Annotated in this window: 28 protein-coding genes and 1 pseudogene; 13 read left to right on the forward strand and 16 right to left on the reverse strand. The window is 66.6% G+C overall.

Annotation, left to right across the window (positions count from 1 at the left end):
• Positions 1-43: 43 nt before the first annotated feature.
• From AB0L75_RS28000 to AB0L75_RS28040, 9 genes are all read right to left on the reverse strand, one after another.
• Positions 44-922, reverse strand: coding sequence for a hypothetical protein (locus tag AB0L75_RS28000; RefSeq protein ID WP_365186048.1), 879 nt, complete (start codon positions 920-922; stop codon positions 44-46).
• A gap of 363 nt (positions 923-1285) precedes the next feature.
• Positions 1286-2005, reverse strand: coding sequence for a DUF317 domain-containing protein (locus AB0L75_RS28005; protein WP_365186299.1), 720 nt, complete (start codon positions 2003-2005; stop codon positions 1286-1288).
• Between the two features lie 43 nt (positions 2006-2048).
• Entirely contained in the window at positions 2049-2306 is a 258-nt protein-coding gene (locus tag AB0L75_RS28010) for a hypothetical protein (protein WP_365186302.1), read from the reverse strand.
• Positions 2307-2427: 121 nt separating this feature from the next.
• Positions 2428-2799, reverse strand: a complete 372-nt coding sequence (locus tag AB0L75_RS28015) for a DUF317 domain-containing protein (RefSeq protein WP_365186050.1) — start codon at positions 2797-2799, stop codon at positions 2428-2430.
• A gap of 314 nt (positions 2800-3113) precedes the next feature.
• Positions 3114-3905, reverse strand: coding sequence for a Ku protein (locus AB0L75_RS28020; protein WP_365186052.1), 792 nt, complete (start codon positions 3903-3905; stop codon positions 3114-3116).
• A gap of 40 nt (positions 3906-3945) precedes the next feature.
• Positions 3946-4464 (reverse strand): HIT family protein, encoded by a 519-nt coding sequence (locus AB0L75_RS28025; protein ID WP_365186055.1) that lies wholly within the window; start codon positions 4462-4464, stop codon positions 3946-3948.
• A gap of 61 nt (positions 4465-4525) precedes the next feature.
• Entirely contained in the window at positions 4526-4900 is a 375-nt protein-coding gene (locus AB0L75_RS28030) for a MazG nucleotide pyrophosphohydrolase domain-containing protein (RefSeq protein ID WP_365186057.1), read from the reverse strand.
• 334 nt (positions 4901-5234) lie between these two features.
• Positions 5235-6080 (reverse strand): alpha/beta hydrolase, encoded by an 846-nt coding sequence (locus AB0L75_RS28035; RefSeq protein WP_365186060.1) that lies wholly within the window; start codon positions 6078-6080, stop codon positions 5235-5237.
• A gap of 32 nt (positions 6081-6112) precedes the next feature.
• Entirely contained in the window at positions 6113-7723 is a 1611-nt protein-coding gene (locus AB0L75_RS28040) for a caspase family protein (RefSeq protein WP_365186063.1), read from the reverse strand.
• 421 nt (positions 7724-8144) lie between these two features.
• On the opposite strand from AB0L75_RS28040, the gene AB0L75_RS28045 reads away from it, so the two are divergent.
• Both AB0L75_RS28045 and AB0L75_RS28050 read left to right on the forward strand, forming a co-directional pair.
• Positions 8145-8351, forward strand: a complete 207-nt coding sequence (locus AB0L75_RS28045) for a hypothetical protein (RefSeq protein ID WP_365186065.1) — start codon at positions 8145-8147, stop codon at positions 8349-8351.
• Complete coding sequence (locus tag AB0L75_RS28050; RefSeq protein WP_365186068.1) at positions 8332-8769, forward strand: DUF6233 domain-containing protein; 438 nt, start codon at positions 8332-8334, stop codon at positions 8767-8769. The genes AB0L75_RS28045 and AB0L75_RS28050 overlap by 20 nt, the downstream gene beginning before the upstream one ends.
• Before the next feature lie 511 nt (positions 8770-9280).
• Here the strand turns inward: AB0L75_RS28050 and AB0L75_RS28055 are convergent.
• Positions 9281-9580, reverse strand: a complete 300-nt coding sequence (locus AB0L75_RS28055) for a hypothetical protein (RefSeq protein ID WP_365186071.1) — start codon at positions 9578-9580, stop codon at positions 9281-9283.
• An 888-nt stretch (positions 9581-10468) separates the two neighbouring features.
• Here AB0L75_RS28055 and AB0L75_RS28060 point away from each other — a divergent pair.
• From AB0L75_RS28060 to AB0L75_RS28075, 4 genes are all read left to right on the forward strand, one after another.
• Positions 10469-11059 (forward strand): ATP-binding cassette domain-containing protein, encoded by a 591-nt coding sequence (locus tag AB0L75_RS28060; protein ID WP_365186074.1) that lies wholly within the window; start codon positions 10469-10471, stop codon positions 11057-11059.
• A complete protein-coding gene (locus AB0L75_RS28065) occupies positions 11056-11874 on the forward strand; it encodes an ABC transporter permease (protein ID WP_365186076.1) in 819 nt (272 codons plus the stop codon). The genes AB0L75_RS28060 and AB0L75_RS28065 overlap by 4 nt, the downstream gene beginning before the upstream one ends.
• A gap of 90 nt (positions 11875-11964) precedes the next feature.
• A complete protein-coding gene (locus tag AB0L75_RS28070) occupies positions 11965-12798 on the forward strand; it encodes a squalene/phytoene synthase family protein (RefSeq protein WP_365186304.1) in 834 nt (277 codons plus the stop codon).
• A 17-nt stretch (positions 12799-12815) separates the two neighbouring features.
• Entirely contained in the window at positions 12816-13811 is a 996-nt protein-coding gene (locus AB0L75_RS28075) for a polyprenyl synthetase family protein (protein WP_365186078.1), read from the forward strand.
• A gap of 846 nt (positions 13812-14657) precedes the next feature.
• Here the strand turns inward: AB0L75_RS28075 and AB0L75_RS28080 are convergent.
• On the reverse strand, positions 14658-15158 hold the full coding sequence (locus tag AB0L75_RS28080) for a transposase (protein WP_365186307.1): 501 nt from the start codon (positions 15156-15158) through the stop codon (positions 14658-14660).
• Between the two features lie 528 nt (positions 15159-15686).
• Between AB0L75_RS28080 and AB0L75_RS28085 the strand changes: the two are divergent.
• A pseudogene (locus AB0L75_RS28085) lies at positions 15687-16857 on the forward strand (IS110 family transposase); the annotation flags it as partial.
• On the opposite strand, the gene AB0L75_RS28090 reads toward AB0L75_RS28085, so the two are convergent.
• Entirely contained in the window at positions 16741-18012 is a 1272-nt protein-coding gene (locus AB0L75_RS28090; protein WP_365186081.1) for an ISL3 family transposase, read from the reverse strand. The pseudogene AB0L75_RS28085 and the gene AB0L75_RS28090 overlap by 117 nt on opposite strands.
• Positions 18013-18294: 282 nt before the next feature.
• Here AB0L75_RS28090 and AB0L75_RS28095 point away from each other — a divergent pair, with 282 nt between their 5' ends.
• The 4 genes from AB0L75_RS28095 to AB0L75_RS28110 all read left to right on the forward strand — a co-directional run bounded on the left by AB0L75_RS28095 (position 18295) and on the right by AB0L75_RS28110 (position 21448).
• Entirely contained in the window at positions 18295-18798 is a 504-nt protein-coding gene (locus AB0L75_RS28095; protein WP_365186082.1) for a hypothetical protein, read from the forward strand.
• Positions 18799-19036: 238 nt separating this feature from the next.
• Positions 19037-19240 (forward strand): hypothetical protein, encoded by a 204-nt coding sequence (locus tag AB0L75_RS28100; protein WP_365186310.1) that lies wholly within the window; start codon positions 19037-19039, stop codon positions 19238-19240.
• A gap of 306 nt (positions 19241-19546) precedes the next feature.
• On the forward strand, positions 19547-20281 hold the full coding sequence (gene uppS, locus AB0L75_RS28105) for a polyprenyl diphosphate synthase (RefSeq protein ID WP_365186085.1): 735 nt from the start codon (positions 19547-19549) through the stop codon (positions 20279-20281).
• A 117-nt stretch (positions 20282-20398) separates the two neighbouring features.
• A complete protein-coding gene (locus AB0L75_RS28110) occupies positions 20399-21448 on the forward strand; it encodes a hypothetical protein (RefSeq protein ID WP_365186088.1) in 1050 nt (349 codons plus the stop codon).
• 8 nt (positions 21449-21456) lie between these two features.
• Here AB0L75_RS28110 and AB0L75_RS28115 read toward each other — a convergent pair whose 3' ends face one another.
• Positions 21457-21642 carry a hypothetical protein gene (locus tag AB0L75_RS28115; protein WP_365186091.1) on the reverse strand — a complete coding sequence of 62 codons (186 nt, stop codon included), beginning with the start codon at positions 21640-21642 and terminating at the stop codon, positions 21457-21459.
• A gap of 149 nt (positions 21643-21791) precedes the next feature.
• Here AB0L75_RS28115 and AB0L75_RS28120 point away from each other — a divergent pair, with 149 nt between their 5' ends.
• Both AB0L75_RS28120 and AB0L75_RS28125 read left to right on the forward strand, forming a co-directional pair.
• On the forward strand, positions 21792-22445 hold the full coding sequence (locus AB0L75_RS28120) for a hypothetical protein (protein WP_365186093.1): 654 nt from the start codon (positions 21792-21794) through the stop codon (positions 22443-22445).
• A 723-nt stretch (positions 22446-23168) separates the two neighbouring features.
• Positions 23169-23315, forward strand: coding sequence for a hypothetical protein (locus tag AB0L75_RS28125; RefSeq protein ID WP_365186096.1), 147 nt, complete (start codon positions 23169-23171; stop codon positions 23313-23315).
• 121 nt (positions 23316-23436) lie between these two features.
• Here AB0L75_RS28125 and AB0L75_RS28130 read toward each other — a convergent pair whose 3' ends face one another.
• The 3 genes from AB0L75_RS28130 to AB0L75_RS28140 all read right to left on the reverse strand — a co-directional run bounded on the left by AB0L75_RS28130 (position 23437) and on the right by AB0L75_RS28140 (position 25652).
• Positions 23437-24456 (reverse strand): SpaA isopeptide-forming pilin-related protein, encoded by a 1020-nt coding sequence (locus AB0L75_RS28130; protein ID WP_365186099.1) that lies wholly within the window; start codon positions 24454-24456, stop codon positions 23437-23439.
• A 265-nt stretch (positions 24457-24721) separates the two neighbouring features.
• Positions 24722-24871, reverse strand: a complete 150-nt coding sequence (locus AB0L75_RS28135) for a hypothetical protein (RefSeq protein ID WP_365186102.1) — start codon at positions 24869-24871, stop codon at positions 24722-24724.
• A 172-nt stretch (positions 24872-25043) separates the two neighbouring features.
• Positions 25044-25652 carry a DUF317 domain-containing protein gene (locus tag AB0L75_RS28140; protein ID WP_365186105.1) on the reverse strand — a complete coding sequence of 203 codons (609 nt, stop codon included), beginning with the start codon at positions 25650-25652 and terminating at the stop codon, positions 25044-25046.
• Between the last annotated feature and the right edge of the window lie 167 nt (positions 25653-25819).

The raw sequence follows: 25819 nt of genomic DNA on the forward strand, positions 1-25819 counted from the left end.
GTGTCGAAGGCCACGACCTCCACGCGTCCTTTGCGGCGGGTGGTCAGCTGAACAGTTCAGAGCCGGCCGTGATGGCTGCCTGAACTGCCTGTTCAGAGCCGGCCGCTACGGCGGAAACGAGGGCGGGGTTCACAATGCGCATGATCGCTCGCCAGATCTTGTGACCCCGGCCAGGCTCGGCTCCCTCGCGTTCAAGGGCGTCGATCCCCTCGGCGAGGTCCTGGGCGTCGTCTGCCCTCAGCTCCAAGGCCGGTGCAATCTGGCGTAGTTGGGCAACCAGCGACACAAGCGCGTCTACATTCACCCCCTGGTTGACCGTCTGGGTGTTGCCGCCGCCCGTTACGAGAGCGCTGCCGGATACATCCCCGTGGACGACGATACTGTCGCCGTAGTTGTTGGTGACGCCGGAAGACGGCAGCTTTTGGGTGCTCATGAAGGTCCTCAAGGTCATGTTGGAGAGGGCGAACTTGATGCCCAGGGGGGTCGGCCGGATACCGATGCTGGCGGTGGTGCGCTCCACCGCGAGAAGGTTCTCGGCTTCGAGGAAGTAGACCGCGGCGAGCACCTCGTCCCATGAGACCTGAGTGCCAGCGAACCACCAGTGCTCGCCTCCAGCGAATTCCTGAAGGCTCGCCGACCCCCCGGCGCGTTCAGCCTTGGACCGCGAAATCTGGCGCAAGTGCCGTGCATGCTCCAGACCGGCGCCCGTCAACTTGATCAGCCGTACGGAACCGTCGGCTCTCTCGCTCTCGCTGCTCACGTAACGCCGGGCGATCAGCATCGAGAGGACGCCGTCAATCTCAGCCATGTCGAGCTGGGCGGGACCCATGACCGCTTGAGGGTCCAGGAACTCGCTGAGCCTGCCCTCCGATGCTTCGAGCGCACACAGCAGGAACTGCTCGACATACTGCTCGACTGTCATGCCGAACGATCGTAGCCCTGGCGGACGAGATGGACTTCCTGCCGCCGGTACCAGAGGAGAGGGGTCTGATCTTGCATCCAGCCAAACAGATCAGCCTCACAGCGGCGCGGCCGACGGCAGAGCTGTGGCTGCCGGTACGGCGATAGCCCGGTGCTCCAAGCCGATAGGGCTTGGAGCACCGGGCAGCGCTTACGCCCGCCACGTGTTACGAGGCCGACGGCTCGGTGAGGGGCCGAACATCCGCTTCGGCCGGGGCCGCTCGATGGTCACGAGCCGAACGCAGTGCACGTCGGGCGAGGCGGCCCTCGGTCTTGGTGTAAATGGCCAGATCGGGGGCTCTCACGGATGCGACTGTCCGCGGCCTCAGCGACTGCGGACGACGTTCAGGCGGCCCTCGGCCTCCGCCGGGATCGTGCGGCGCCAGACCGGGACGGGTGAGGCGAGCGAGGAGGCGAAGGCGGCGACGAGGTCGTGGGGGACGCTCGCGCTGAAGCTGGCACACCACAAGTACGGGGCGCCGAAAACCGGTTCGGCCCACGCCTGCCACCCCAGCAGATCCTCGCGCGGGTCCGCGTCATGGATGAGCGGCGGCACCGTCTCCAGGGAGAAGCTGGTGGCAAAGGCCGGATCCGAGGCGGTCGTCCGCGGGCGGTCGATGTCCCGCACCCAGCCGTGCGCGCTGAGCGCCGCAAGGACGCACTCGGCGTCCGCGAAGCCAGTATCGGGCGCTTCGCGGACGTCGAGAGCGATGAGGAGATCGGTGAGGGCCTCGTGCGGGACGCCGGGGGTGAAGTAGGCGTTCCACTCCGTCATGACGGAGCCGGCATGGGAGCGGGCGGACAACTGCCAGGCCACGGGCAGGCCGCCGAGTTCGAACGGGTAGGACGCGCGGATCCACTCGGCGCCGCGCAGTTCGTCCGGGCTCACGTACAGCAGGGTGCTACGGGAGGTCGGCCACATGCGCCAGCCGAGGCCCGTGAGCGCCTCGGCGACCCGTTCGGCAAGGGCGTCGTCGTCACCGGCCAGGTGGCGTGGGGTGACCCAGTACGCCGGGTCCGGCGAGTCGGGACGGGAGGGATCGATGGGGTGGTGCGGGTGCAGGGGCGCCTCCGTATGCAGGGGTGGATCACTGGCCGTCGTCAGGACGGGACGTGCCGCGCCGGCGGCGCGGGGGTGCCTCGGTCGGCGGCTGCCAGGTCAGGTCGACGGCCACCTCGGGCGGCAGGGGGCCGAACTGCTCGGCCTCCTTGGACTCGGCGATGTAGACCACCGGCCGGCCGCGCTCGTCCACGGCCGCCCGCACACCGCCCAGACGGTGAGCCATGGGGAAGAAGGGATTGATGGCCAAGCGGACGGGCACGTCGCGGTCACAGGCGGACAGCATGTCGACGAGTTCTCCGACGGTCACTTCGCGGTCCAAGACATTCTCCAAGAGGTATCAGGCGACAGGCCGCCGCGAGCGGGGGCGGGGTACGCGTCGCGTATGAGCGGGTGGGGTGTGTCGGTCACAGCGGCCGGGAGGTGCCCAGGATCTGAGTCACGACTGCCAGGATGATCTCCGCCGGCGTTTCGGTACCGAAGGACATCCGGTAGCCGGGGACATTCGCGGTGCCGGTCACAGCGATCACCCAGCCCTCGTCCTTGACCCAGTCCTCGCCGTCGCCACCGGGCCGGCTGTTCGGGAACCAGCCGAGGTAGAAACGGCCATCGCGCGAACTGATATGAACATCCGCCCGGTCGTCGACGATGTGCTGGAAATCGGCCTCCGTGAACTGGTCGATCACGCCCATCGGCTGGCCAGAGCCGAGCCTCCAGGAGCGCAGCCGCAGGGCCTCGACAGTCGTGGCGAATCCGGGTTGTACGGCATCCGCTGCCACGGCATCACCTCTCTGACCTGGGGTTTTCCGGGAAGGTCGTCTAGGTTGACATGCCCCTGCGGTTTGTACCAGCCCCTTCGGCCGTCTTTCCTGTCTGCCCCCGGCGAACTGCCCGTTGCCATCGGACCCAGTCGGCGCCGGTCCTTGCCGTCCAGCCAAGTCGTCTCAGGTCGCCGGACTCGGCCCGCCGTACACCGAGGCGGCTACCTTGGGCGGCCAACCCGGGCGCCGCAGGTCACCTCATCATCGGCGACTGCCTTCCTTGACGGGGGACACGAACTGACCGCTGCCATGAGTGGATTGCCCCGGTCCCTTTATGACGATGACCGAGGCCCGGCAGACGAACGTCCGTGTGTCCGCTTGGCCGCCCGGACGCTCTCCTCGAGCGCCGCCATCAGATCGATCGCCACAGCCGGCTCAGCCGGTTCGACGAGCTGACCGCCGGTGATCTTCGCGTCCACGAGCCGTTCAAGGGCGTGGGCGTACTCGTCGTGCACCTCACCGACGTCGATACCGATAAGCTCCCGAATCAGCACCTCGGCCAGTTCCAGCTCCCGGTCGCTGACCGGCGTGGAGGGCGCGAGGTCTCCCGGTTCACGCAGTTCGTCCTGCCACAAAAGTGTCTGCAAGATGAGCACGCCATGCCGGGGGCGAAGCAGCGCCAGACGCTCCCGGCTGCGCAGGGCGACTTTGCACACGGCGACGTAGCCGGTGCGGGCGAGGGCCTCGACGAGCAGGGCATACGGCCGGTCGGCGCCAGGTCCAGGCCCCGCATAGTACGGCCGGCCGTAGCTGATGGGGTCGATGTCCTCGAAGGGCACAAAGCCGAGCACATCGACGGAGCGCTTGGTGGGCAAAGGCAGGCGGGCCAAGTCCTCCTCCGTGAGCGGCACCATACGGCCATCGGCCAGCTCGAAGCCTCTGCCGACCTGGTCGTAGGGGATTTCCCTGTTCTCGGCCCTACAGAAGCGACGGTGTTCGACGCGGCTGCCATCGGCGATATGGATCTCGCGAAGGCGCACGGGATGCTCCTCCGTGGCCGCGTACAGCCTGATCGGCAGGGCGACCAGTGCGAACTGGAGCATCCCGGACCACGTGGCCTTCATACCTCCAGAGTCATCCGGTGGCAGGTGGTGCGCATCCCGGTCACAGCCCATCCCACTCCAGCCGCGGGCCACAGGGACGGTCCCGGCCGGTCGCGATGGACGTGCGCAGCTTGTTCGCCGTGTCCGCGCTCAGCTCGGAGGTCGGGGCCAGCACGCCGTTCTCGGTCATGAGGGCGTGAAACTGCTGACCCTCGTACGGGACGCCGGGTGGCAGCCCAGCGATATGCCAGTGCACGTGTGCGTTGCCCTGCTGGCTTCCCAGCGACAGCAGGTAGGTCCGCTCTGGGCGGAAGACCTCCTCCACGGCGAGTGCGACCCTGTGGACGACGAGCATCAGGCTGCTGAACGCGGCCTGGTCCAGGTCGCGGGCAACGTGCTCGATGTGTGCCTTCGGGGCGACGAGTACTTTGCCGGGGACGGTGGGCCACCGGTCCAGGAATGCGACATGCGCGTCGTCTTCGTAGATCGTCTCGTGCTGGTAGTCCGGGTGTCCGCCCAAGTACGCACAGATGAAGCAGGGGCCGGTCCGGGCCCTGGTGACGTAGGCATCAAGATCCATGGGTTCCCGCTCCACCAGTTCACCAGTCCTTGATCGCGCTTCGGCAGTCGAGGCCCCGCGGTCACGACGGGTTCTCATCACCGGGGAGCCTGGCGCTGATCGACGTCTCCAGTTCCGCCATCGTGCGGCGATAGGCGGTCTCAAGATCGACGCCATAGCGCTGGGCCAGGATGAGCACCGACCACAGGCAGTCCGCGAGTTCGTGCTCCAGTGCCGCTCGACCGCCCGGCATGTCCCGCGCTCCCTCTTCGGCCATGACCAGTTTGGCCAGATCGCCGACATCGCCCGCGAAGCCGAGCATGAACTCCTCCCGTGTCCACACCCGGCCCCGTTCATGCCGGTTCAGCCGGTCGTACAGATCATGGACTCGCATCGCCTGCTGCTGCAGTTCATCAAGGCCCATCCACGCCTCCCGCCGATCCGCGTCGAAACGCACATGCTCCCAACGGGGTGACCGACAGGGTGAGCGTCAGATGAGTCGAATCGTCGGCTGTGACTCGCATCGATAGTTGGCCATAGGCTGCGAGAAGGCTGCTGGTGAGCGGACGGTGCTCAACGATGGTTGGTCATTTTCCTCAGAGATAGTCGGCCGCCGCGGACTCCACTTCGGCACAGAGTTGGGGCGAGGTGTGCGGCGGAGTCGCAAAGGCCCGAGCGTGGGAGGTTCCGGCTTCTGACTAGGCTAGCGGCATAACGGAGCATCCCAGTTTCGGCGCGATGATGGCATGGTTGCTGAACCCCAGAGAGCTCGACGTACAGGAGACAGATATCTAGAGAGCACCCATGATCCGCGCAGCCACTGTGCAATCAGCCAGGTAACCAGTGATTGCGTGAGGGTTGTCTTTGGGGTTATGAACGTCGCTCAAGTTCTCGATTTGCGCCGGGAAAGTGTCTCGGTCTAGGCGAGCGAACAAGGCAACCGGGTCACGGACATCGGCCGCATTGAGCCAAATTTTCACGCACGAAGGTTTACCGACTGGCCTTGGCAACCTCCTTTTTATCGCTTCAATCCCCAGGGGGGAGCCAAGCGTAACGAACAATGGAACAGGCGGTGGCGCCTTATGCTCCGCTAGAGCCCAATAGGCCACAATAGTACCCAATGAATGACTCACCACAACTGTAGGCCCATCGCCGCATTCATCGATGAACAATTTGTTGACCGGGTTACGGGCATGGGGCCAGTGCAGATACGCATGAACATCTGCAGTAAAACGGCGAATAAAATCTTCACCCAAAGATGGGAAGCGCCTGCTCAGTAGCCGTCCGGCAGCGAGGACCCACCTCCAGTTCTCTGGCTTGCGAGCCACCACGGGCTCGGCCAACTCCTCGGAGATCTCTTCGTCCGTGATCTCAGCTCGCGCGGCAAGCTCCAACAGAAGCTCTTCCTCTACGGGATCGGGCGCCTCGTCGCTGCCCCGGATGATCGCCTTAACAGGTACTTCTGCGGTCGCCTCATCAAGCGCGCGCCCATAGAAGGGCACTCCGAGATCGAGAGGGTCGGCTAGGCTCACGCCGGCCGACCTGCAACCAGCCTCCAGCGCCTCGAGCCATTTGTCTCGCAACTTCTCGCTGCTTGACTCACCTTGCCCACGCCCGTGAACGAATACCAGTCTCATCCCAAATCCTCCAGAAGAAAGGAATCGGCATGTCAGCAGTCTCCATGCAGAAGCGCACGCTGAACCTTTTCCGGCGGATCGAGCAATGTCGTCCAGAAAGCGGGAGCGAGATAGGGTTCGACCATTCTCGCAAATCCCTTACCGTATTTGCTTTGCCCGAGAAGGTACCACCCCCGCATTGTCCACGGATATCCAGGGGCTATGTCGGGTTCTGAAGGTCGCATCTTCTCTGCCATGAGGGCAACATCAAAAGGGACAGGAACATTTCGTTCTCTCAGAATCTCCAGAAGACGAGACACCTCGCTGGTTTGGCCGGACCGGTGCAATGAGTGAGCCATCAGTACGACGAGGACGGGATTTAGGCTTTCTTCGGTAGCGGTTAGAACCTTAGGATGTTCGTGAATCGTCCATCCCCAGCGTGACCGCGCAGTCACCCAGGCCATCACGTCTCTGTCGAAACCGTTGCCTTTGCGAAAACACGCTATATGCGCTACACCGTTGCGACCTACGCGCAATTGAGTAGCATAATCCGGAAGAATTGTGGAAGCAGACCACATCCTCTGGCCCTGCCATGCTCGATCGAGCTGAAGCAGGATTGGGGCTGCCTTCTTGGGGCGACCACGTATTGCATTGCGCTCACGCAGCTCATGGCTGGACTGCTGATTGCTAATCAATCTAAACTTCGTTATCTGGGCACCGTGAACAGAAATGCCCGTATCCAACCCCAAGCTGCGGGAAGCTTCAATGCTGGCGAGATTTTCAGCGACCTCATCTCTGAACTCCGGCTGACCCGACGGCAATCCACTGGAGTCGCCGCCTTCTTCGGATTTACCTTCCTGCGGTCGCGCTGAGCCTGACGTCGGCTTGTCAATCCACGCCATTACGTTGTCCGGCCAATGGGAATTCGCTTGAGCCCTCGGTTCTTGGACAAGGCGAGAGAGTCCAGCACGCCACGGCACTTCGTCTGCCAAATGGTCGCGTAGCTTTCTGGAGAGGACTGCGTGGGAAGCTGCGGCTCCGGGGGTTGGAGCAATGGCCGCAGGCGCCTCTCCAGACAGTGCCGCCACCAGATACTTCGTGTACAGCCCGTATCCGCTCGACTCTGGAGCGTCAAGGTCTGGTGGTAGTTCATGGGCAGGAGCTCCGGGGGCGCAGGCGTGGAACTGATCGACCTCTACCTTCTCGTGAAAGACCCGGTCTGGGAAGAGGGAGAGCCCCTTGCCCCGCACCTTGCTCGTAAGCACCCGGCAGGCGTCGCCAAAGAAGGCGACGTGTGGGATAGCCGAGTCCCACGCTCTCTGAGCTGTTTCAGTGAGATTAATCGCCTCGCGGCCATCTCGCATAACGCCACTGAGCAGCCAGCAGTCTTCGCCTGTTCCGTTGTCCTTTCCATGTCCAGCGAAGTAGATAAATAGTCGATCAATATTCCTAGATTTTTCAGCCTCCTCGACTATCTTGTTCACCTCCTTGTCCACCGCATGGAAAGTCACGGGAGCAACCTCGTCAAGAAACTCAATCACGGGGTCAAAACCCTGCTCTCGTGCCCATTTGGCAAAATCCCTGGCACCTTGACACGCGGCCTTGAGCGGACGGAGCCCCGGCGCCCGTCCCACGCCGATCGCGATTGCAGCCCAGCGTCCCATGGAGGTGAGCCCTCCTTGCTAAGACTCGCTCTCTTTCAAGCATCCAAAGGCATCTATGGCTGCGCAACCGGGACGGCCTGACGCCGAATCTGCTAGGGATCCCGCGAACCGACCACACTGACGGGCGCTTGTCTGCGTCAGGTGCCATCGCCTCCGGTCCCGGAGGCGATGGATGCCGCGGCGCTGCTGTGGGAGGCGCGACGCCTGTCCGCCGCCCAGGCACGACACTTCTACGAGCTGGCGCACTCCATGCGCGGGGACTCGCGACGGGTATCTCATCAACCTGTCTGGATCGCGACGTCTCCACCAGGACGCGTTGTGGCCAGGTAGCACTGCGACTGGCCAACTATCGCTATCGCTGCGAGGCACATCGGCCCTCCACGACTCGCCCCGAAAATCGAACACATGATTGAATTCGGTCATGCGACCGATTCCCGACGACCTCGCCCGAGCACAGGAGGAGTGGCACGCCGTCTACAGGCAGCTCGCTGTGCGCCCTCGGACCGCGCTGCGCAGACGACTGATCCGCCTGTCGTCGCAGGTGCTGTTCCACCCGTACTGGCAGGGCCGGCGGTCAGCAGCCTGGGCAGCGCTGCACGGTGAGCGCCGTGTCCGAACCTCCTCCTAACCCGCCGCTGCCGCCCGACCCCCACCGGCTCCGGGCCATCCTCGCGCACCTCGAGAAGGAGATCGCTGACAACGAAACGGTCGCCACTTACCTTCGGCTCCAGCGGGAGGCCGTCGTCACTGCGCTCCGACACGCCGAACGGCCGCCACAGCAGCAGCGGCCGGGGCGCAAGGTGAAGGGCGCAGGACCGCTGCCGGCGTTCGCTCCGCCGCCAGCGAGGACCGGGTACGTCGTGCAGCAGAAGCGCACCCCGAACGGCCCGGAGCCCGCCTTCATCCACCTGGCCAACTGCACCATGATCGAGGGGGCGCCACACCCGATCAGGGCCGACGAGGCGCGGGCCGCCCTCACGGACCCCACCATTTCGGCGTGCAACTTCTGCCGGCCGGACACCGAGCTGGGCATGGACCTGGCGTGACTTCCCCGGCCGTCCACGAACTGCCCGGCCGCCGAGGGGACCTGGGTTCGTTACTTGGGCGGGGTGCCGCAGCGCATCGCTTTGTGTGCTGGCCGGACCGTTTCCGCGCGGTTTCCCGGCCACCTGCCGGACGCGCTGCTCTCGCCGACCGCCCACAAGTGGGTTCGCGAGTCCCTTATCGTGTCCCACCATGACGGTGTTGATCGTTGGTGGCAGCGGGTTTCTTGGCAATGAGCTGGTCCGCCAGGCGTCAGAGGCGGGGCACTCGACGGCCGCGACGTTCTCAACCCTCCCCGGCTCGGCACCGAGCGCCGCCTGGCACTGCCTCGATGTGAGGGATCCACGGCGTGTGGAGGCCGTTGCGGCACAGACGGAACCGCCATGCGGTGGACGCCGGCTTCGGCGGCGAGGGCGGCCGCGGTCATGCTTCCGTTGGAGGCGGTGGCCTGGCCGGTGAGGAGCCGGTCCATGGCCTCGCGGATGCGGGTCCGTTCGTCGGGGTGGTCCTGATTCATGTCAGGGCCTCGGCGGTCTGGGCAGTGGCGTCATGGGCATCGGCCATCTTGCGGAAGTTGTCGGCGTTGCGCCGCAGTCGTTTGGCGAGCTTCTCCGGGACGAGGCTGGCCTTGAGGTCGATCTCGTCGGCCATTTCCCGCATCTGACGTGCGTGCATGTCGGTGCGGACGGTGTTGCCGCAGCCTTGCTGGCAGGCGTACTGCCTCGGCGCGGTCTCGCCCGGGTCGGGTTCGCAGAGTGCGTTGTCGTGCTTGAACGCGCAGATCAGGAACGAGTCAGGGTTGTCGTAGAGCACGACGCCGTCGCGGGCGAGGAACTTGGCGGCCTTCTTCGCGAACGTCTTGGGGACGATGCGGCCCTCGAACCGCGGCGTCGTCGCAGCGGCCGTCAGGGCCCGGCGGGCGGCCGGGCCGGAGACCTTCTCCTCGGCAGCGACGCGGTCGCGAAGGTGAGCGGCGGTGTCCGCGGCGGCCAGAGCGGTCTCGACATCGAGGACCGAGTGGATGCCCCGTCGGCTGCGGGTGCCGTAGCCGGCAGCGCTTACATAGTGCTGGCCCTGCCTCCAGGTGAAAGCCGATTCGGCCGAACCGGGTCGGTGCCGTACAGTTCACCGTACCGACGCGGGGTGGAGCAGCTCGGTAGCTCGCTGGGCTCATAACCCAGAGGTCTTCTCTGACACTACTGAACTCGTAGTGTCGTGAAGGTCTGACGCTTCATGCTCTCTGCGGCATGCCCTCGCCACCTCCCCGGACTCTTCCAGCACATCCCGCCCGGATCGGCTTCACCATCTGGCCTCGTGCACGGTGCGGGTCAGGCGCGTTATCTCGTGAGTGTCCAGATTCGCTCGACCGCGCTTGTGTCATGAGCAACGGTCCTTTCGTTGTTGTGGAAGCCCCCGGACAAACGGGGCTGCGGAGCGGAGGCCGGTGAAGACCTCGGTGTACTGATGACGCTCCCTGAAAGCGGCCACCCCCTGCTCGGGGGTGACCCCACACCTGCTCGGTGGATCTCCCCACCACGTGCTCGGCGTGGCGTCATGCGCGCTCGGCTTGATTCCCTGTTGCAGCCCGACTCGCGCACGGTCAACGGAGCTGCGGAGTCGGACCGTGTCCTGGCTGCTGGCGGAGTCGTTGAACTTCTCGCACTGCATCTGTGGGGGAGGAGCGCGGTGGAGGTCCGGGGAGTGCATCACGCATACGGCCGTCGTGAGGTCCTTCGAGGCATCGACATCGACCTGCGGGCTGGTGTGCTGGTCGGCATCGTGGGTGAGAACGGCGCAGGCAAGTCCAGCCTGCTGAAGATTCTCTCCGGTGAGCTGCGCCCGCAGCGCGGGACCGTGAACCACCGGGGCCGCTTCGGCTACTGCCCGCAGGACGCGGTCCTCAACGACGCCCTCACCGTCCGCCAGCATCTGGAGTTCTTCAAGACCGCCTTCGCCCTTGCCGACCTCCGGCATGCCGAAGGCATCATGGAGGCTCTGAGGTTTGCCGAATACGCCGACGAGCGCGCCGGGCTGCTCAGCGGCGGAACCCGGCAGAAGCTGAACCTCACCCTCGCGCTCATGCACGATCCAGAGGTGCTGCTGCTGGACGAGCCCTACCAGGGCTTCGACTGGGACACCTACCAGCGGTTCTGGGATCTCGCCGCCCGGCTGCGCGCCGCCGGCCGCTCCGTCCTCGTGGTCTCTCACCTGGCCTACGACGCCGAACGCCTCGACGAGCTGTGGCGGTTGGACGCTGGGGTGCTGCACCCGAACACGGCGGTGACGGCATGAGAAGACACCTCGTCCTCTTCGTCACGGCCATCCGGTATGACGTGATCGAGCATGCCCGGAACCGGTTCGCCATGTTCCTGGTCGTCCTGTTCGTCCCCTGTTGGATCATGCTCGTGCACGCGGCCGTGCCCGACAGGCCCGCCCCGTTCCGCCTCCAGGCCACCGGTCAGCTCCTGACCCCCGCGGGCAACAACCTCACCCAGATCACCGGCGCCATCAACGCCGTCACCCTGATCACCGGGTTCATGATGTTCGCCGCCACCTTCACCGGCGGCCGCTTCGACCGCCGTCTGGCGATGGCCGGCTACCCCCGCACTCACCTCGCACTCGCCAAGATCACCTCCCTGGGGCTCGCCTCCGCCACCGTCGCCTCCTACGCCACGGCCGTGACCGCCATGGCCTGGACTCCGCGTCAGCCCTTCCTGCTCGCCACCGCGCTGTTCTGCGATGCCATGACGTACGGCGCCCTGGGCGTCGTCTTTGGATCCGTGCTGCGCCGGGAGGTCGAGGGCATGTTCGCGATGGTGATGGTCAGCGTCGTCGACGTCGCCCTGCAAAACCCCCTCGCCAGCTCAGGCGCCGACAGTCCTGTGGTGCGCCTGCTGCCGTCCTACGGCACCATGCAGACCGCCACGGCCGCGGCCTTCTCCACCGGGTCGCTGCCCGCTTGCCTCGCCATCGAGCTCGCGTGGTTCCTCGGCGCCGCGCTCTGCGCCCTGCTTACCTTCCACCGCCGTACCCGCAACGCCCTCGGCCGGACGCGGCTCCCCGCGCCGTGTGTCGGAAGGCGCGCTGACGTGGCTGTCCCCGATTGATGCCAGAAAGAGAGAGGTCGGCGAGTGCTGGGAAGGCGATGGCTGGACGCGGCAGGTATCCATGATCCGGTCCTGCGCGAGTGCTACGCGGTGTGCCTGCGTGACGCCGGCACCCGAGACGGAGGCCGTACCAGGTGGTGGGCGATCAGATCGTTCCCCGCACAGGTACGGCCGTACGCGGCAGCAGTCATCGCCTTGGCTTTCACAGCTGACGATCACGCGGACACCGGGCCTGTCCACGGCCGGGTCCGCCGTCTGGACGAATATGTGGCAGCTGCCCGGGCAGCTTGCGCGGCAGGGGGTGACCGCGACCCGATCCTGCACGCCACCGCGCACACCATGGCCACTTTCGAGGAGCTGTGGCCACTGCTCGAAGGCACGTTCACCGCGATGCGCCAAGACGCCGCCTTCACCACGTTCACGACGTACGAGGAACTGGAGCAGTGGGCAGCGGAGATGACCGGCGGCCCTACCGTCGGCCTGGGCATGCTGGCGGGGTCCTGCGAGCAGGCCCGCAGCGCGGAGCCGCAACTGCGGGAACTGGGTGCGCTGGCCCAACTGGTCGACATGCTCTGCGATCTCGCCGATGATCTGGCTGACAGCCGGCTCTATCTGCCGCTGGAGGATCTCGACCGGTTCGGCGTCACCGTCGAGGAGATCATGGCCCGCCGGTGGACACCCGCCATCGCAGAGCTCGTCTCCTTCGAGGCCGAGCGCATCCAGCGCCGTCTTCCCAGCCTGGGCACAGAGCTGCAGCACGCGTTTCAAAGTCCGCTATGGCCTGCGGCGATCGAATACGGCTCCATGCTGCTCGACCAGGTCATCGCCGCCGGCGCCAACGTGCTGCGGCGGCCGGTCAAGCCACGCCTCGCCGACATTACGGCTGTGTGGAAACCCGTGTGGCGATGCGCCCTGTCTCTCTGACCACCGGAAGGTGTCTCATGCCGAACGTCGTGCCCGACGCAAGCGCCGTCGGCGGGCCCAGTGATGAAGTGGTCCACCTCGTCGAGTCAGAACTGCGGCGATGGGTCGGTAAAGGCGATGACCTGATGGAACTGGTCTGCCTGGACGCCCTGTTCCCCTCGGGCAAGCTGTTGCGGCCGATCCTGTGCGTGGAAGCGGCAAGAGCCGTGAACGGCGCGGTACAACCAGTGCTCGCGTTCGCCGCCGGTATCGAGTGCCTGCACGTCGCGAGCCTGGTACACGACGACATCGTCGACCAGGACCCGGTCCGCCGCGGACGTGCCTCTACCGCCGAACACTTCGGCATCGCCGAGGCACTGCTGGCGGGAGACGGCCTCTCCATGGCGGGCCACGCCGCCATGCTCAGCGGCGGACTCGCGCAGCGCGTCCTGCCGGCCACCCGGGCGGTCGTCGATGCGATGCGCCGCATGACGCAGGCCATGATGCGCGAGACCGAGATCCGGGAAGATCTGACCTGCTCAGTTGCGACGGTGATGGACGTCATCCGCGGCAAGACCGCCGCACTCATCAGCGCGGCCTGCGAAGCAGGAGCCATCCTCAGCGGCGCGACACAGCCCCAGACCCTGGCCCTGCGACAGTACGGCGAACACCTCGGTACAGCGTTCCAGATCCGCGACGACCTGCTCCCCTACACCAGCCCCGACCATGTCTCCGGCAAAGCGGCGGTCAGCGACGTCGCCAACCGGCAACCCTCACTCCCGGTCCTGCTCGCCTACGAGCTGGCAGACGCCGCAGACCGAAAGCGGCTCGACACCATCTTCCGAGACGAAAGCATCGATCCCGCCAGCGCGCACCAGGCCGTATGCGACGTGGTGACACGCACCGGTGCGGCGGCCGAGGCGGCCCGGCGAGCACGATCGTACGCAGACGATGCGCGCGCGACTCTCCACGGGCTGCCGTACACCGAACGACTGGCCGAACTCGCCGAGACCGTCGTCAACCGCCAGAGGTGACAGCCGCACACGTCATCCGCGTCATCGCACGGAGCACGACCTCGTCCCCCCGCCCCGAACAGACGGCCCAACCACCCTGGCCACCACTGCCCTTCGCACTGGCCTGCGATCGGGCGTCACATAGGGAGAGGCCGCCGCCAGCCAGCAGCAGGGGCGCCGCGGCCGGTCCCAAGTACGCCTAGCGCATCCTGTGAGCGACGACGCCGAAGGGGCCCTTGACGCGCCGGGGTGACCTGGAGACTGATCGAGCCGGCGGCCCCGGCTCACCACGAGCTAGGCGTTCACCGAACTTCCCCAGTCACTTGAGGGCTTCATCAAGTGAGGGGCGGAGCAGCCCTGGTCGTTTTCAAGGCTCTGTCCGCAGTTCCGTGAATGATCTGGCGGGTGCGGCTTCTGGTCGTGTGCAGGGTGTGTAGCGGTGTGTCAGGTCATGCGGGCGTCTGCGGATCTTCGCGTCCGAGCATGTCGGCGAGAGGAGTCCCGATTCGTGCTGCTGCGATTCGACGTGCTCGCAACTGGGCTCGGGTACGGGGGCGGAACTTGGGTTCCTTGCCGCAGCCGCAGGGTTCGCGGCCCTCGTAACGCAGTCCGGCGTCCAGCACCGCAGCCACGACGGTCCACGCTTTGGTGTCTCGGCGCCGCGGTGCCGCAAAGTCATGGCCAGCACAGAGCATTGGCTCGGCGCATCGGGGGCATCGGTGTCCGCCGGTCCCTGGGTGCCGCTTGAACGCGACGCGGCAGGGCACGCACACGTAATGCAGCTTGTAGGGCTTCTCGGCGTAGTAACACACGAGACGAACGTACCCGGCATGGTGGCGGCTGAGGAGGCGGTTTCCATGGTGCAGTTCATGGCCGGGTGAGGATGCGGGTTCGCAGGAGTTCGAACGAGGCCCGGCCATACATTGCTCTCTTGAGTGTTTTGACCCGGTTCACGTTCCCTTCGACAGCACCGGAACTCCACGGCAGCGTGAGTCCGGCGGTGACGGCGTCGAGGTCCTGGCGAAGGAAGCCGGCGAAGCCCTTCATTGGCTTCGGTGCGTCCTGTTCGGCCTGGTGGATCCACTCCAGCAGGAGGTATCCGCGCTGGTGGCGGACCAGGTCAGCGAAGGCGCGGGCGAGGTCGCAGGCCCGGGTGATGTCCGGGCAGGCGAGCCGGACCTGAAGGAGGCGCTCGTTCTGACTGTCGGTGAGGGTCTCGCGGGGCCGCATGATCCAGGAGGTGATCTTGCGGGGGCTCGGGATGTCGGCCCGGACCGGTTCGGCGGTGCCCGCCCGCACGGCGGCGAGGTGTTTGCGGACGACTTGGCGGCTGCCCCGGTAGCCGCGCGCCTGGATCTCCAGGAACAGCCGGGTGCCGCTGACCTGGCCCTGCGCCTCGGTGAAACGGGCGTTGAGGTATGCCTATTTCGTTGGTAACAGCCCCAGGGACGGCAGGGTGTGGTTCCCGGGGTGTTCGAGTGGTGAGGGCCGTCACGCCTTCTCGGAGCTGGGCTCGCGAGGCCTCTGGTTAGACCGTGCGGTCGGCCGCTCACGCTCGTGGTGGCGGTCTTGAGGGCGTCGAGCGGATGCCCAAGGTATGCCGGGCACTGATGCCTAGTTCAAGATCGGCGACGCTCGGCGTCCTCGCGACCGCCACCACCACACGTTGTGCCTCCTCGTTGCAGTTGGTGGTACGAGCCCGCCGTGCGGTGACCTCTCGTTAAGCCCGAGGCCCGAAGCTCCTGTTTAGACCGAGGCCCGTGGGGTGAGCTGGTGCCACGAACGGCTGCTGAGGTGGCGGACCGGCCATGGGGTCGAGTCCTTGAATTAGGTCGCTGCGTGGCCCGCATGCGCTCGTGACCAGCGCAAACAGTCAATGCTCAGGGAAGGAGCAACTTGATCTACTGCGGAATCGACTGGGCCGAACGCACCCACGACGTCGCCCTCGTCGACGACTCCGGCCAGCTGCTGGCCAAGCGGCACATCACCGATGATGCGGCCGGCTACCGAATCCTGCTGGACCTGCTCGCCGAGTACGGCGACACCGAGGACCACCCGATCCCGGTCGCGGTCGAGACCTCCCGCGGCCTGCTCGTCACCGTGCTGCGGACCGGCGAGCGGCAGGTCTTCGCGATCAATCCGATGGCCGCCGCACGCTACCGCGACCGCCACAGCGTGAGCCGCAAGAAGTCGGACCCCGGAGACGCGCTGGTGCTGGCCAACGTCCTCCGCACCGACATGCACGCCCACCGGCCCCCTGCCCCAGGACAGCGACCTGGCCCAGGCCGTCACCGTCCTCGCCCGCGCCCAGCAGGACGCGACATGGAACAAGCAACAGTGCGCCAACCAGCTCCGCTCCCTGCTCCGTGAGTACTACCCGGCCGCCCTGGACGCCTTCGCCAAGTGGACCAACGGCCTGTGCCGGCCCGAGGCTCGCGAACTCCTCAGGACCGCCCCCACCCCGACCAGCGCCGCCCGGCTGACCCGTACGCAGATCCAGGCCGCACTCAAACGCGCCGGCCGCAAGCGCGGCATCGAAGCGGAGGCCGAGCGGCTCCGCGAGGTGTTCCGGGCCGAGTGGGCCCACCAGCCGCCGCTGGTCGAGGACGCGCTCGGCAAGCAGATGCTGGCCCTGCTGGTCCAGCTGGAGGCTGCCTGCACCGCAGCCGACGACCTCGCCGAGGCGGTCGAGGAGGTTTTCCCTCAGCACCCGGACCCTAACGTGATCCTCAGCTTTCCTGGCCTCGGCATCCAGCTCGGCGCCCGGGTGCTCGCCGAGATCGGAGACGACCGCAGTAGGTTCGCCAACGCCCGCGGGCTGAAGGCATACGCCGGCTCCTCGCCCGTCACCCGCGCCTCCGGCAAAAAGTCGTCCATTACCCGCCGGTGGGTGAAGAACGACCGCCTCAACCACGCCGGCTACCTGTGGGCCTTCTCGGCGATCACCGCATCACCCGGCGCCAAGGCCCACTACCGCAGGCGGCGCGACGACCACGGAGACTGGCATGCCGCCGCCCAGCGCAATCTGTTCAACCGCATGATCGGCCAGCTCTATCACTGCCTGCAGAAGCACACGCTGTTCGATGAGAACACGGCCTTCCCCACCGAACTCGCGGTCGCTACTTGACGTGTTAACCGCCTGAGGTGTCTTGAACGGCTCCAGGACGCCGTTGGGGCGGCGGTCGCGGGCCGAGGCGAGCAACTGGTCGAGGTCGGTGTCGCGGAAGCGGCGGACGGTCTTGCGGTCGAGGTTCAGCCGGCGAGCGATCGCGCTGATCGTCCAGCGTTTCTCCAGCAGGCGGTGGATGTCCTCGTAGCGGTGACGGGTGCGCTCGATGATCTGAGTGCGGGGCGCCTCCGCGGGAGGTAACAGCATCGGCTCCACTTCGGGCACTTCGGTCACCGTCTCCTCCTCGGCACGTTTACGCAGGCAGTCACGATGCTGGTGACAGGTCTTCTCCACCGCTGCGGACAGGTTCTGAAGCAAATGCCAACGATCGGCGACTTCGAGAGCATCGGGGGCGGCTTCCCTGACCGCCTTGGTGTAGGCGGTCGCCCGGTCCCGGCAGATGATCTCCGCGCCGGGATGCTCGGTGAGCCAGGCCGCGAACGTCTCGGAGGTGCGGTCGGGCAGCACGTCCACGACGTGGCCGGCCTCGACGTCGACCAATACGGTGCCGTAGGTGCAGCCCTTGCGGAAGGCGAACTCGTCCACCCCCAGCACCCGCGGGGCACAGTCCGGCACCGCCGGTGCGGTCAGCAGCCTGAGCACCCGCGTCCGGCCCGCGGTCAGCCGCAGCCGACGGCACAGCCGTGCGGCGGGACGGCCGCCGAGCTCGATCGCGATCGACCGCAGCCAGCCCGCAAGCCCGGTACTGGAACGGCGGTAGCGCGCGGACAGCCGCGGTACCTGCTCGACGAAGGTCCTGCGGGAGCAGCTCCTGCGGTCGCAGAAGTACCGGCGAACCTGCAGCCGGATGATGACCCGGCGCGAGCCCAACGGCCGTTCGTCCAGAGTGCGTTGATACGTGCTGTGTACGCGGCGGGCCTGTTTACGGCAGTTCGGGCACCGGCCAGGACGGGCCGTCGACACTGCCTCCACCACCAGGATGCCGGAGGAGTTACGCACGTTCTCCACCCGCACATCGATCCCGGGAAGCAGCACATCCTCAATCGTCTTGCTCGCCACGGCAGGAAGTACGTTGCCGAAACGATCCCGCATTCCTGCCGCTGACCTGGGGATTCACGGAACTGCGCTCAGAGCCGTTTTCAAGAATCGCCATCAGTACTTGTCGTCCGGGATGCGTCGGGGGATCCGCTTGGGAACCGTCGGCTGGTAGCGGCCGGTCCGCTCCCGTCACCTGGCCAGCAACTTCTGGGCGACCATCGAACAACTCGCGCCCCCAGCCAGCCCGACCTGCGCATCGACTCGCCAGGGTCGCACCGGTCGACCTCGGCATACCCGGCATCTCGCAGCGATCAGCGGCCAGGCGAGAATGAGCGGATGTATTGCCTGCGGGCGGTCATCGCCACCGAATCCGTGCTCCGCGAGTTGGCCGGCTCCATCACAGAGGCGTGCATCGTTCCTCTCGGTCAACACCTCTGGCTCTTGCCGATGGCCGACGCACTGTTTGATGCGGTCACGGTCGCCGGAGCACCCGAACTCGACGGGTTCTGGAAGGCGCCAGCAGGCTTTGATCGTCTGCTGACCGCGTGCTCGGAGACAGGACCGGTGGCCTACATCGAGGCCGAGTACTTCGGCGGGGCAGGGACTCAGACCGCGCAGGTCTGGGATGCCCGGAAGGTAGTCCTTGGCCCATTGTGCTTGACCGAAGGGGAGCCGTCGCCGACGAGCGGCACTCCGATCTCTCAGGCGCTGCGGCGACTCGGCGCTGCCAAGGGCAATCACATCGACGAGTTCTCCGCAGTCGGACTCGGCCGCCACCGCGACACAGACGACTGGCTTTCACCCCAGAACCGGTCGAGGCCCGACGATCACGCCACTTGACTTGGTGCAGAGAAGGAACCGCCACCACCGCAACAGGTGCGCACCTTAGTTCAGTCAATACGCCGCAGGTTCAAATCCTGTCCCCGCTACTACGCACCCGGCCCCTTCGACACCACGCACCACGTCGAGGGGCCGGAAGCATGTTTCGGGCGCTGTCGGCGCATGTTGGGCCGACCTGGCAGACACCGGGTGGTACAAGTCCAGCTACAGCGGCGGCACCAACGACGGCTGCGGGGAGATCGCCTGCGGCTACGCCGTCGTGCCGGTCCGCGACAGAAAGGCGGGTCCACCGGGGCCAGCGTTGTTCTCCGCGAACGGCTGGGCGTCCTCGTGGCCGGCGTCAAGCATGGGCACCTGCACCGTTGACACGGTGAGGGGCCTGCCGGCGCGACGGCCGGGCACCCCTCACTCAGTCGAGCTGCCGGTTACGCGGGTGAGGTGACAGAACCACCCGCTCCAGCTGGTTTGACCAACCGCTCTGTAGGGAGCAAGAGGTAAGCGGTAGAACCAGACAAGGCGCCGTCACCAGTCGTGGCTGATTAGTAACTGTCAGTGTGTACGCGCTGCTGGGATGCTGCCTTCACAAACGATCTCACCGTTGCCGACCGGGAGTCACCATGGCCGACCAGACACTCGACGAGCTGCTTGCTGCCCTCAAAGAGGGTGGCGGCTCTCCAGCGGGCACGTGCTGAGCCACCGCGAAGTGCGCGAGCAGGTCCCCGCAAGCGCGTCCGCGCGACAGTGCCCGATGCACACTCCGGTCACGCAGCGGCCCCAGCCCCAGCCGCGCCCTCCAGACGACACCGTCCCCGGCCATATCGGAGTGATCCTCGACGGCAACCGACGCTGGGCCCAACAACACCAGCTGCCACTGGACCGGGCCTACCGCCAAGGAGCTCTCCGAGTGCGTGACCTCCTCAGCTGGTGCGAAGGCGCAGGCATCCCGGTGGTCACCGTCTGGGCGCTGTCCCGGGGCAACCTCGGGCGCCCCCCGCAGACCATCACCCCGATCCTGGATGCCGTCACCACCGGACTGGACGAAATAGCCGCCACCACCAAGTGGCGCATCCGTCCCATAGGTGCCCTCGACCTCCTTCCCGCCCCCCAGGCCGTCCGGCTCAACGCCCTGGCCCAGCACACGGCCGGCGCAACCGGGGGAACCCTAAACGTCGCCATCGCCTACGACGGACGAGCCGACATCGTCGCCGCCATCCAAGGTCTGCTCAACGACCGCTCCCCGGAGACCCTCACCGATCCCATCGACGAGGCGACACTGGCCCGCTACCTGTCCACTTCCGGCCAGCCCGACATCGACCTCGTGATCCGTACCTCCGGCGAGCAACGCCTCTCCGGCTTCATGCCCTGGCAGACGGCCCACGCCGAGTTCTACTTCTGCCCCACGCCGTGGCCTGACTTCGACCAAGTCGCCTTCACTGATGCCCTGCGCTGGTTCTCCGGCCGCACGCGCCGAACTGGGCTGTAGACGCACCGCGTCCCGACGGTGCGCCACGCAGATACCTCGGCGCGGCATCAACAGCACCTCGCCCGCCCGGTCCCGATCGCCCCGGATCACTGTCCGCTCCAGCAAGGAGGATTTGACATGCCGTACGACATCGACTTCTCAGACCCCCGCCTCCCCAACCGAGCCAACCCCGAACTCGACCCCGCTCGCAGCCGGAACCTGACCTGGGCCCGATCCCACGGCCTGGTCCATGACAGCGACCGGGCCGCCGCCGCCTACCTGTCGATGAAGCTCGCGGAAATCATGGGTGTGCTCCATCCCGACCCCACAGGCGAGGACTTCGACCTCGTGATCGCGGCGGCCACCTGGCTCATCGTGCTCGACGACCAGTTCGACGGGCCACTGGGACAAGAGCCCCAAATCGCCCGCGCAGTCTGCGAAGACCTGATCGCCTCCACCTACCGGCCGCCCGGCACCCCTGCACCCCCCAACCCCCGCTACGGCACGGCCTGGACCGACATCATGGACCGCACCGCCCAGGCAATGCCCTCCTCCTGGTACCGCCGGGCCATGATCCCGTGGCGGAACTTCTTCCGCCACTACCTCTACGAGACCCTCCACCGCAGCGCCGGCATCGTGCCCAGCGTCGACACGCTCCTGCGGATCCGCCGGCCGGGGATCGCCGCCCCGGTCGGATTCATGCTCATCGAGCGCGGCGAACGCTTCGAGACCCCCGAATGCGTCCTGTACAGCCCCCACATCCAGGCCATGGAACAGCTGTGCATCGAAGTCATCATCTGCGTCAACGACATCAACAGCCTCGAAGTCGAAGACGGCCGCGACGACGTCCACAACCTCGTCGTCGTCCTGCAACACGAACAAGGCTGCACTCGCCAGGCAGCCATCCAGACACTGCGCGCCTGGGTACCCGAGCGCTACGAACAGTTTCTCCAACTGCAAGACGCGCTCCCGCCTCTGTGGGACGCGCTGCACCTCACCAAAGACGAACGCAACCGGGCTGAGCAGTACATCGAAGGACTGCGCCGCTACCTGGGAAGCACCCAACATTGGTACACGGACAACCAGCGCTTCGAAGTGGGCGGCACCACCTCCGCCGCGCTCTACAGCAACCCCACCTGGCTCATGGACGCCTACCAAAAGAATCCGCAGACTGCCGCCGACTCGTGAAAGTCCCGTTACTGCCTGCGCACGCGACCGTCGGCATAGCCGATTCTTCTGCGGGGCGGCCGACGTTGAGCCGACAGCGCGTCCAGACCCGAGAGCACGTGCAGCCGCCATCCGGTGATCACCGGGTGACGCCAGCCGCAGGCGGCCTCCGTCTCGCGGGCGCGAGCCAGGGCGGTCGCTGAGTCAGTGCTCATGGTCACCCGGATTTGCTCGGACAGTGCACGTGATCGGCCGGCAGTGCTCACGGTGGGCGGGCGAGTGACGGGCAAGGTTGATCATCCGTTTGGGTGGCGGAGGAGCGAACTTCCCGCCCGCCAGCGCAGGCAGGGGCGAGTATGCGGCCATGGATGCATCAAGTGATCAGTCCGGCATCCCGCGCCGACGGTTCCTGAAGGGCACGCTCGCTATCACCGCAGGTGGCGTTCTGGTCCCGGCCGTTGCGGGCTCCTCGCGGGCAGCCGACCGCCTCCCCGCTCTCGGACAGACTGTCAGTCTGTCGGTCATCGTCTTCGGCGCCGTCATGACGAGTAACCTCCAGCCTGGTGAGCAGAGGCTCAACTTCATCGGCAGCCGTCAGGTCAAAGTGCTGGCAGGCGGTACCGACTTCGTGCGGCTTCAAACCCTCGACTTCAGGATCGAGGCAGCTCACCCGCTGTTCGGCAAGATCACCATGAGTCTTCCGGACATCGATGTGACGTCGGCGAGCACCGTGCGGCTGGCGCCCAACGGCGTCACCGAGACCTGGATCGAGAGCCCTGCCATCACATTTGAGAAGTCTGGAGATACGGAAGGCCCGTATATCTACTACACAGAGAAGCCGCTCACGGCTACCGCAGCCATGCCGAGTTGGCCGCCACCGCCCCAGGACACAAACTCGGACGGCTCGCCTACAGGCGGAACCCTCTACTCGCCTGTCCAGCTGCCGACGTTCACGGCAGGCGATGTGAGCGAGCGGGTTGATTTCACGGCGTTCCCGCCCAGCCTCGGCCGGCTGTAGCCGTCAAAACCCTGTCTTGCCCAGTGGGCCCGGCCGCTGATATGGGTGGCCCGTAGTAGGGGGGCGAGGAGCCCCGGAGCATCGCCGTGCCTCCGGTAGCGGTCCCCACCGCTCCGGATCCGGCACGAACGCCAGCCACCACTCGTCCATCTGCCACCCCTGTGAGTCCCTTGAACTCACTCAATCATCAGGGAAGCACAGGTGGGGGTCATCTGGGATGCCGGACGCCTCGTAAGCGGTGTCGCCGCACTGGCAGCTCCCACTCCACTGGTCGGGCACGACGATCGACTCGGCCACCGGAACGACTCCTCTGGGTGCGAGAACGCTGGTTCGGTGGCAGTGTGCCGTACCCCTACGCCCTCGCGCTGGTGTTCGGCGCCCTGCGGCCCGAATGAGACAGCGAATCCACCCCTGACGGTGAACGTCCTTGGTTGCGTGACATGTTGGGCGGTCGCATCGCAGCGCGACGCGCCCCGGGAAGAGGCGCTCCGCACTTCACAGTGCGCGCCTCGCCGCGAGAGCAGCAGGGGCCGACCCACCCTTCAACTTTCGAGTGAAGTCCGTCACGGTTGAAGAGGGGTGGCCCCGGAGAGGCGTCACCGACAGTCGGAGTGTCTCAACACACCTGACCAGCACGCCTCTTGATGTTGACCCGTATAACTTACCCATAACCCCCTCAATGGGTAAATTAGTGCATACGATCACATCTTGTACTGTCTCCGCATGGACCTCGACACGCAGTTCGCGACCCTCTCCAGTCCGTTTCTTGCCTTGCTGACGGTGCTGTGCGCCGTAGCCCTGTCACACCCCGAACCAGAGATCAGGGTGCGGGCGGAGCGACTGCTGGCGGTGATCTTCCGAAGCCGGTAGATCGACCCGACGGCCAACCTGCACATGGGCGTCTCACCCGTCTGTGCCTGCAACTACCGACGACATAGCCCCCGGAATCCTCGGCGGATTCCGGGGGCTATGCGCGGTCGGGCAGTTGGGGTTACTTCTCGGCGGAGCTGTTGTCGGTGGAGTCGTCCGTGCGCCGTCGGCGGGCGACGATGAGGGCGCCTCCGCCCGCGGCGATCAGCGCTGCGGCGCCGCCGATCAGCCACGGGGTGGCGTCGGCGCCGGTGTGTGCGAGCGCGCCCTTGGGGATGGGTGCCGCGCTGCTCGACGTGGTCTCTTCGGTGGCGGGGGCGCCCGATGCCGAGGCGGACGGTGTCGCGGTGTCCTCGTCCTTACCCGGCTTGTCCAGGGTAGGACGGTCGGTCGGCGTGTCGGTGGGCTTGTGGGTCGGCTTCTCCGTGGGCGGGGCGGTGGTGGTCTTGGTGTTGGTGACGGTCACGGTGACGGGGTCGCCCGGCTTGGCTCTGAACGTCTTCGAGGGCTTGTAGATCTCGTAGCCGGCGGGCGCCTTCACCTGCTTGACCCAGAAGTCGCTGCCGGTGCGGGAGCTGATGGGCAGCTTGCCGCTGGCCGTGCCGTCGGAGCCTGTGGTCAGCGTCAGGATGGTCGTGTCGCCGCTGCCGATGTTGACCGTGGATCCGGCCAGCAGCTTGCCGGTCTTGTCGTCCTTGGCCTTGAGCAGGACCGAGGCGGCCTTGAAGGGGTCGATGACCGTGAGCGGCGCGTCGGTTCCGGGTGTGACGATGACGTCCTGGTCGTCGACCGTGTCGAGCAGGCTGCTGCCGCTGGAGATCTCCTTGAGGCGGTACACGCCCGGGGTGAGGCCCTCGAAGATCAGTTTTCCGTCGGCATTGGTCTTGCCGCTGGCGGCCTCGTTGCCCTCGGAGTCGAGCAGGGTGAAGGCCGCCCCGGCGATGACGTCGCCGGCTGGGTCCTTCTTCAGGATGGCGACTCCACCGGTCTCCCCGTCTGCTGCGGCATGTGGAGTCGCCGTGGTGGAAGGGGTCGGGTCGGGGCTCTGGGCGGAGGCGGTCGGCGCCCAGGCAAGGCTGCCGGTCACCGTGGCGGCGACAGCGGCGGCTGCTGAGAGGCGGCGGATGGAACGGATGCGCAAGAAGAGACTCTCCTGGATTCAACGGGCGCGGATGCTCGTAGGTGTAGGGGTGGGTGGCGGCGCCGGGTCAGCGGGAGCGGCCTGGTGCCGGGCTGGGCGGCGGAGCGGCTGGTCCTGACGGCGGCCGGGAGGGTGCGGTGATCGCGTACCGCCGGGCGGCGGCGCGTACGAGCTGCTGTTGCTGCTCGACGGGAAGCTGTTCGACGGTGGCCAGGCCCTGGGCGGTGGCGAGGCCGAAGGGAGATCCGGCGTTCAGGCCCGCGGCCTAGACGATCTGGGCCGCGGCTTCGGCTTCGCCGAGGATGCCGTAGGCGCTGGGGACGTCGAGCATGTCTTCGGCGTGGTCGCGCGCGTCGTTGAGGACGTCAGTGAGCGGGATGTCGTCGTTCATGGCGTCCTCGACGAGGTCGAGCATGGTCAGGGTCGCTCTGTGCAGCTGGTCGCGAAAGAGCGGATCGGTGAGCTAGAAGCCGTTCGGCCCTGGCGGGACGGCCGACTTGTCTGCCGCGGTGGGGTGCGACAGCGGTCGTCGGTTCGAGAAGGGCCAGACAGGCGGGGTCATGGTGGCTCCGTGGAGGAGGGGCTGGTCAGCGGGTTCTTCTCGGGGCGGGCTTCGCGGGCGGGTGAGGCATGGGCGTCGAGGGGGTCTTCTGCTTGGCGGTTGTGGTCGTCGACGCGATGTGGACGCGGTCGCGGGTGCGCAGCGGTACGTCCTTCACCGCGCGCTGTACCGGCTCGGTGGAGAGCAGGGAGGCGGTGAAGGCCGCGACGAGTGTGGTGGGGGTTGCGCGGGAGAACCGCACGCGCCAGTGGGGGTCGTCGGCGTACCCTGCCCAGGCTGTCCAGGCAGGCTCGGCGGGGGTGTTGAGGCGTGGCTCGGCGTACTTGTGCCGAACCCCGCCGAGGATGTCCGGGGCGAGGAAGTGCTGAGTGCCGTCGGTCTTGACCACGTGGCCCCAGCCACGGGCGAGCAGCGGGGCATCCGCCTGCCGCGGTGGCGTCTGGTCGTCGAACAGGTGGTCTTGGGTGCTGTGGCGGCCTTCGAGGTAGAGGTCGAGGAGTTCGGCGTGGGTGTCCCGTAGCAGTTCGACCGGGGTGATGGCGTCGCAGGTGATCTGCCAGGTGGCCGGGCCGAATGGGTTGTGGTGTGCGGCAGTGATCCACTGCATGTGGCCGGGCCGGTCGGGGTCGGGCACGTAGCCGGTGCGTAGACGCAGGCAGGGGCTGCTTGCGACGGCCGATCCGCCTTCTGTGTGCTGGTACAGCGACCAGTCGCCGTCGAAGGGAAAGGGCCAGATGGTACGGAGGTTGGCTGTGCCGCGACCCGCGAGGTGACGGGGGCAAGACCGTCACTGTCTGGTCG

It is taken from the genome of Streptomyces sp. NPDC052101 (genome assembly GCF_040680235.1).
In the GTDB taxonomy this organism is placed as follows: domain Bacteria; phylum Actinomycetota; class Actinomycetes; order Streptomycetales; family Streptomycetaceae; genus Streptomyces.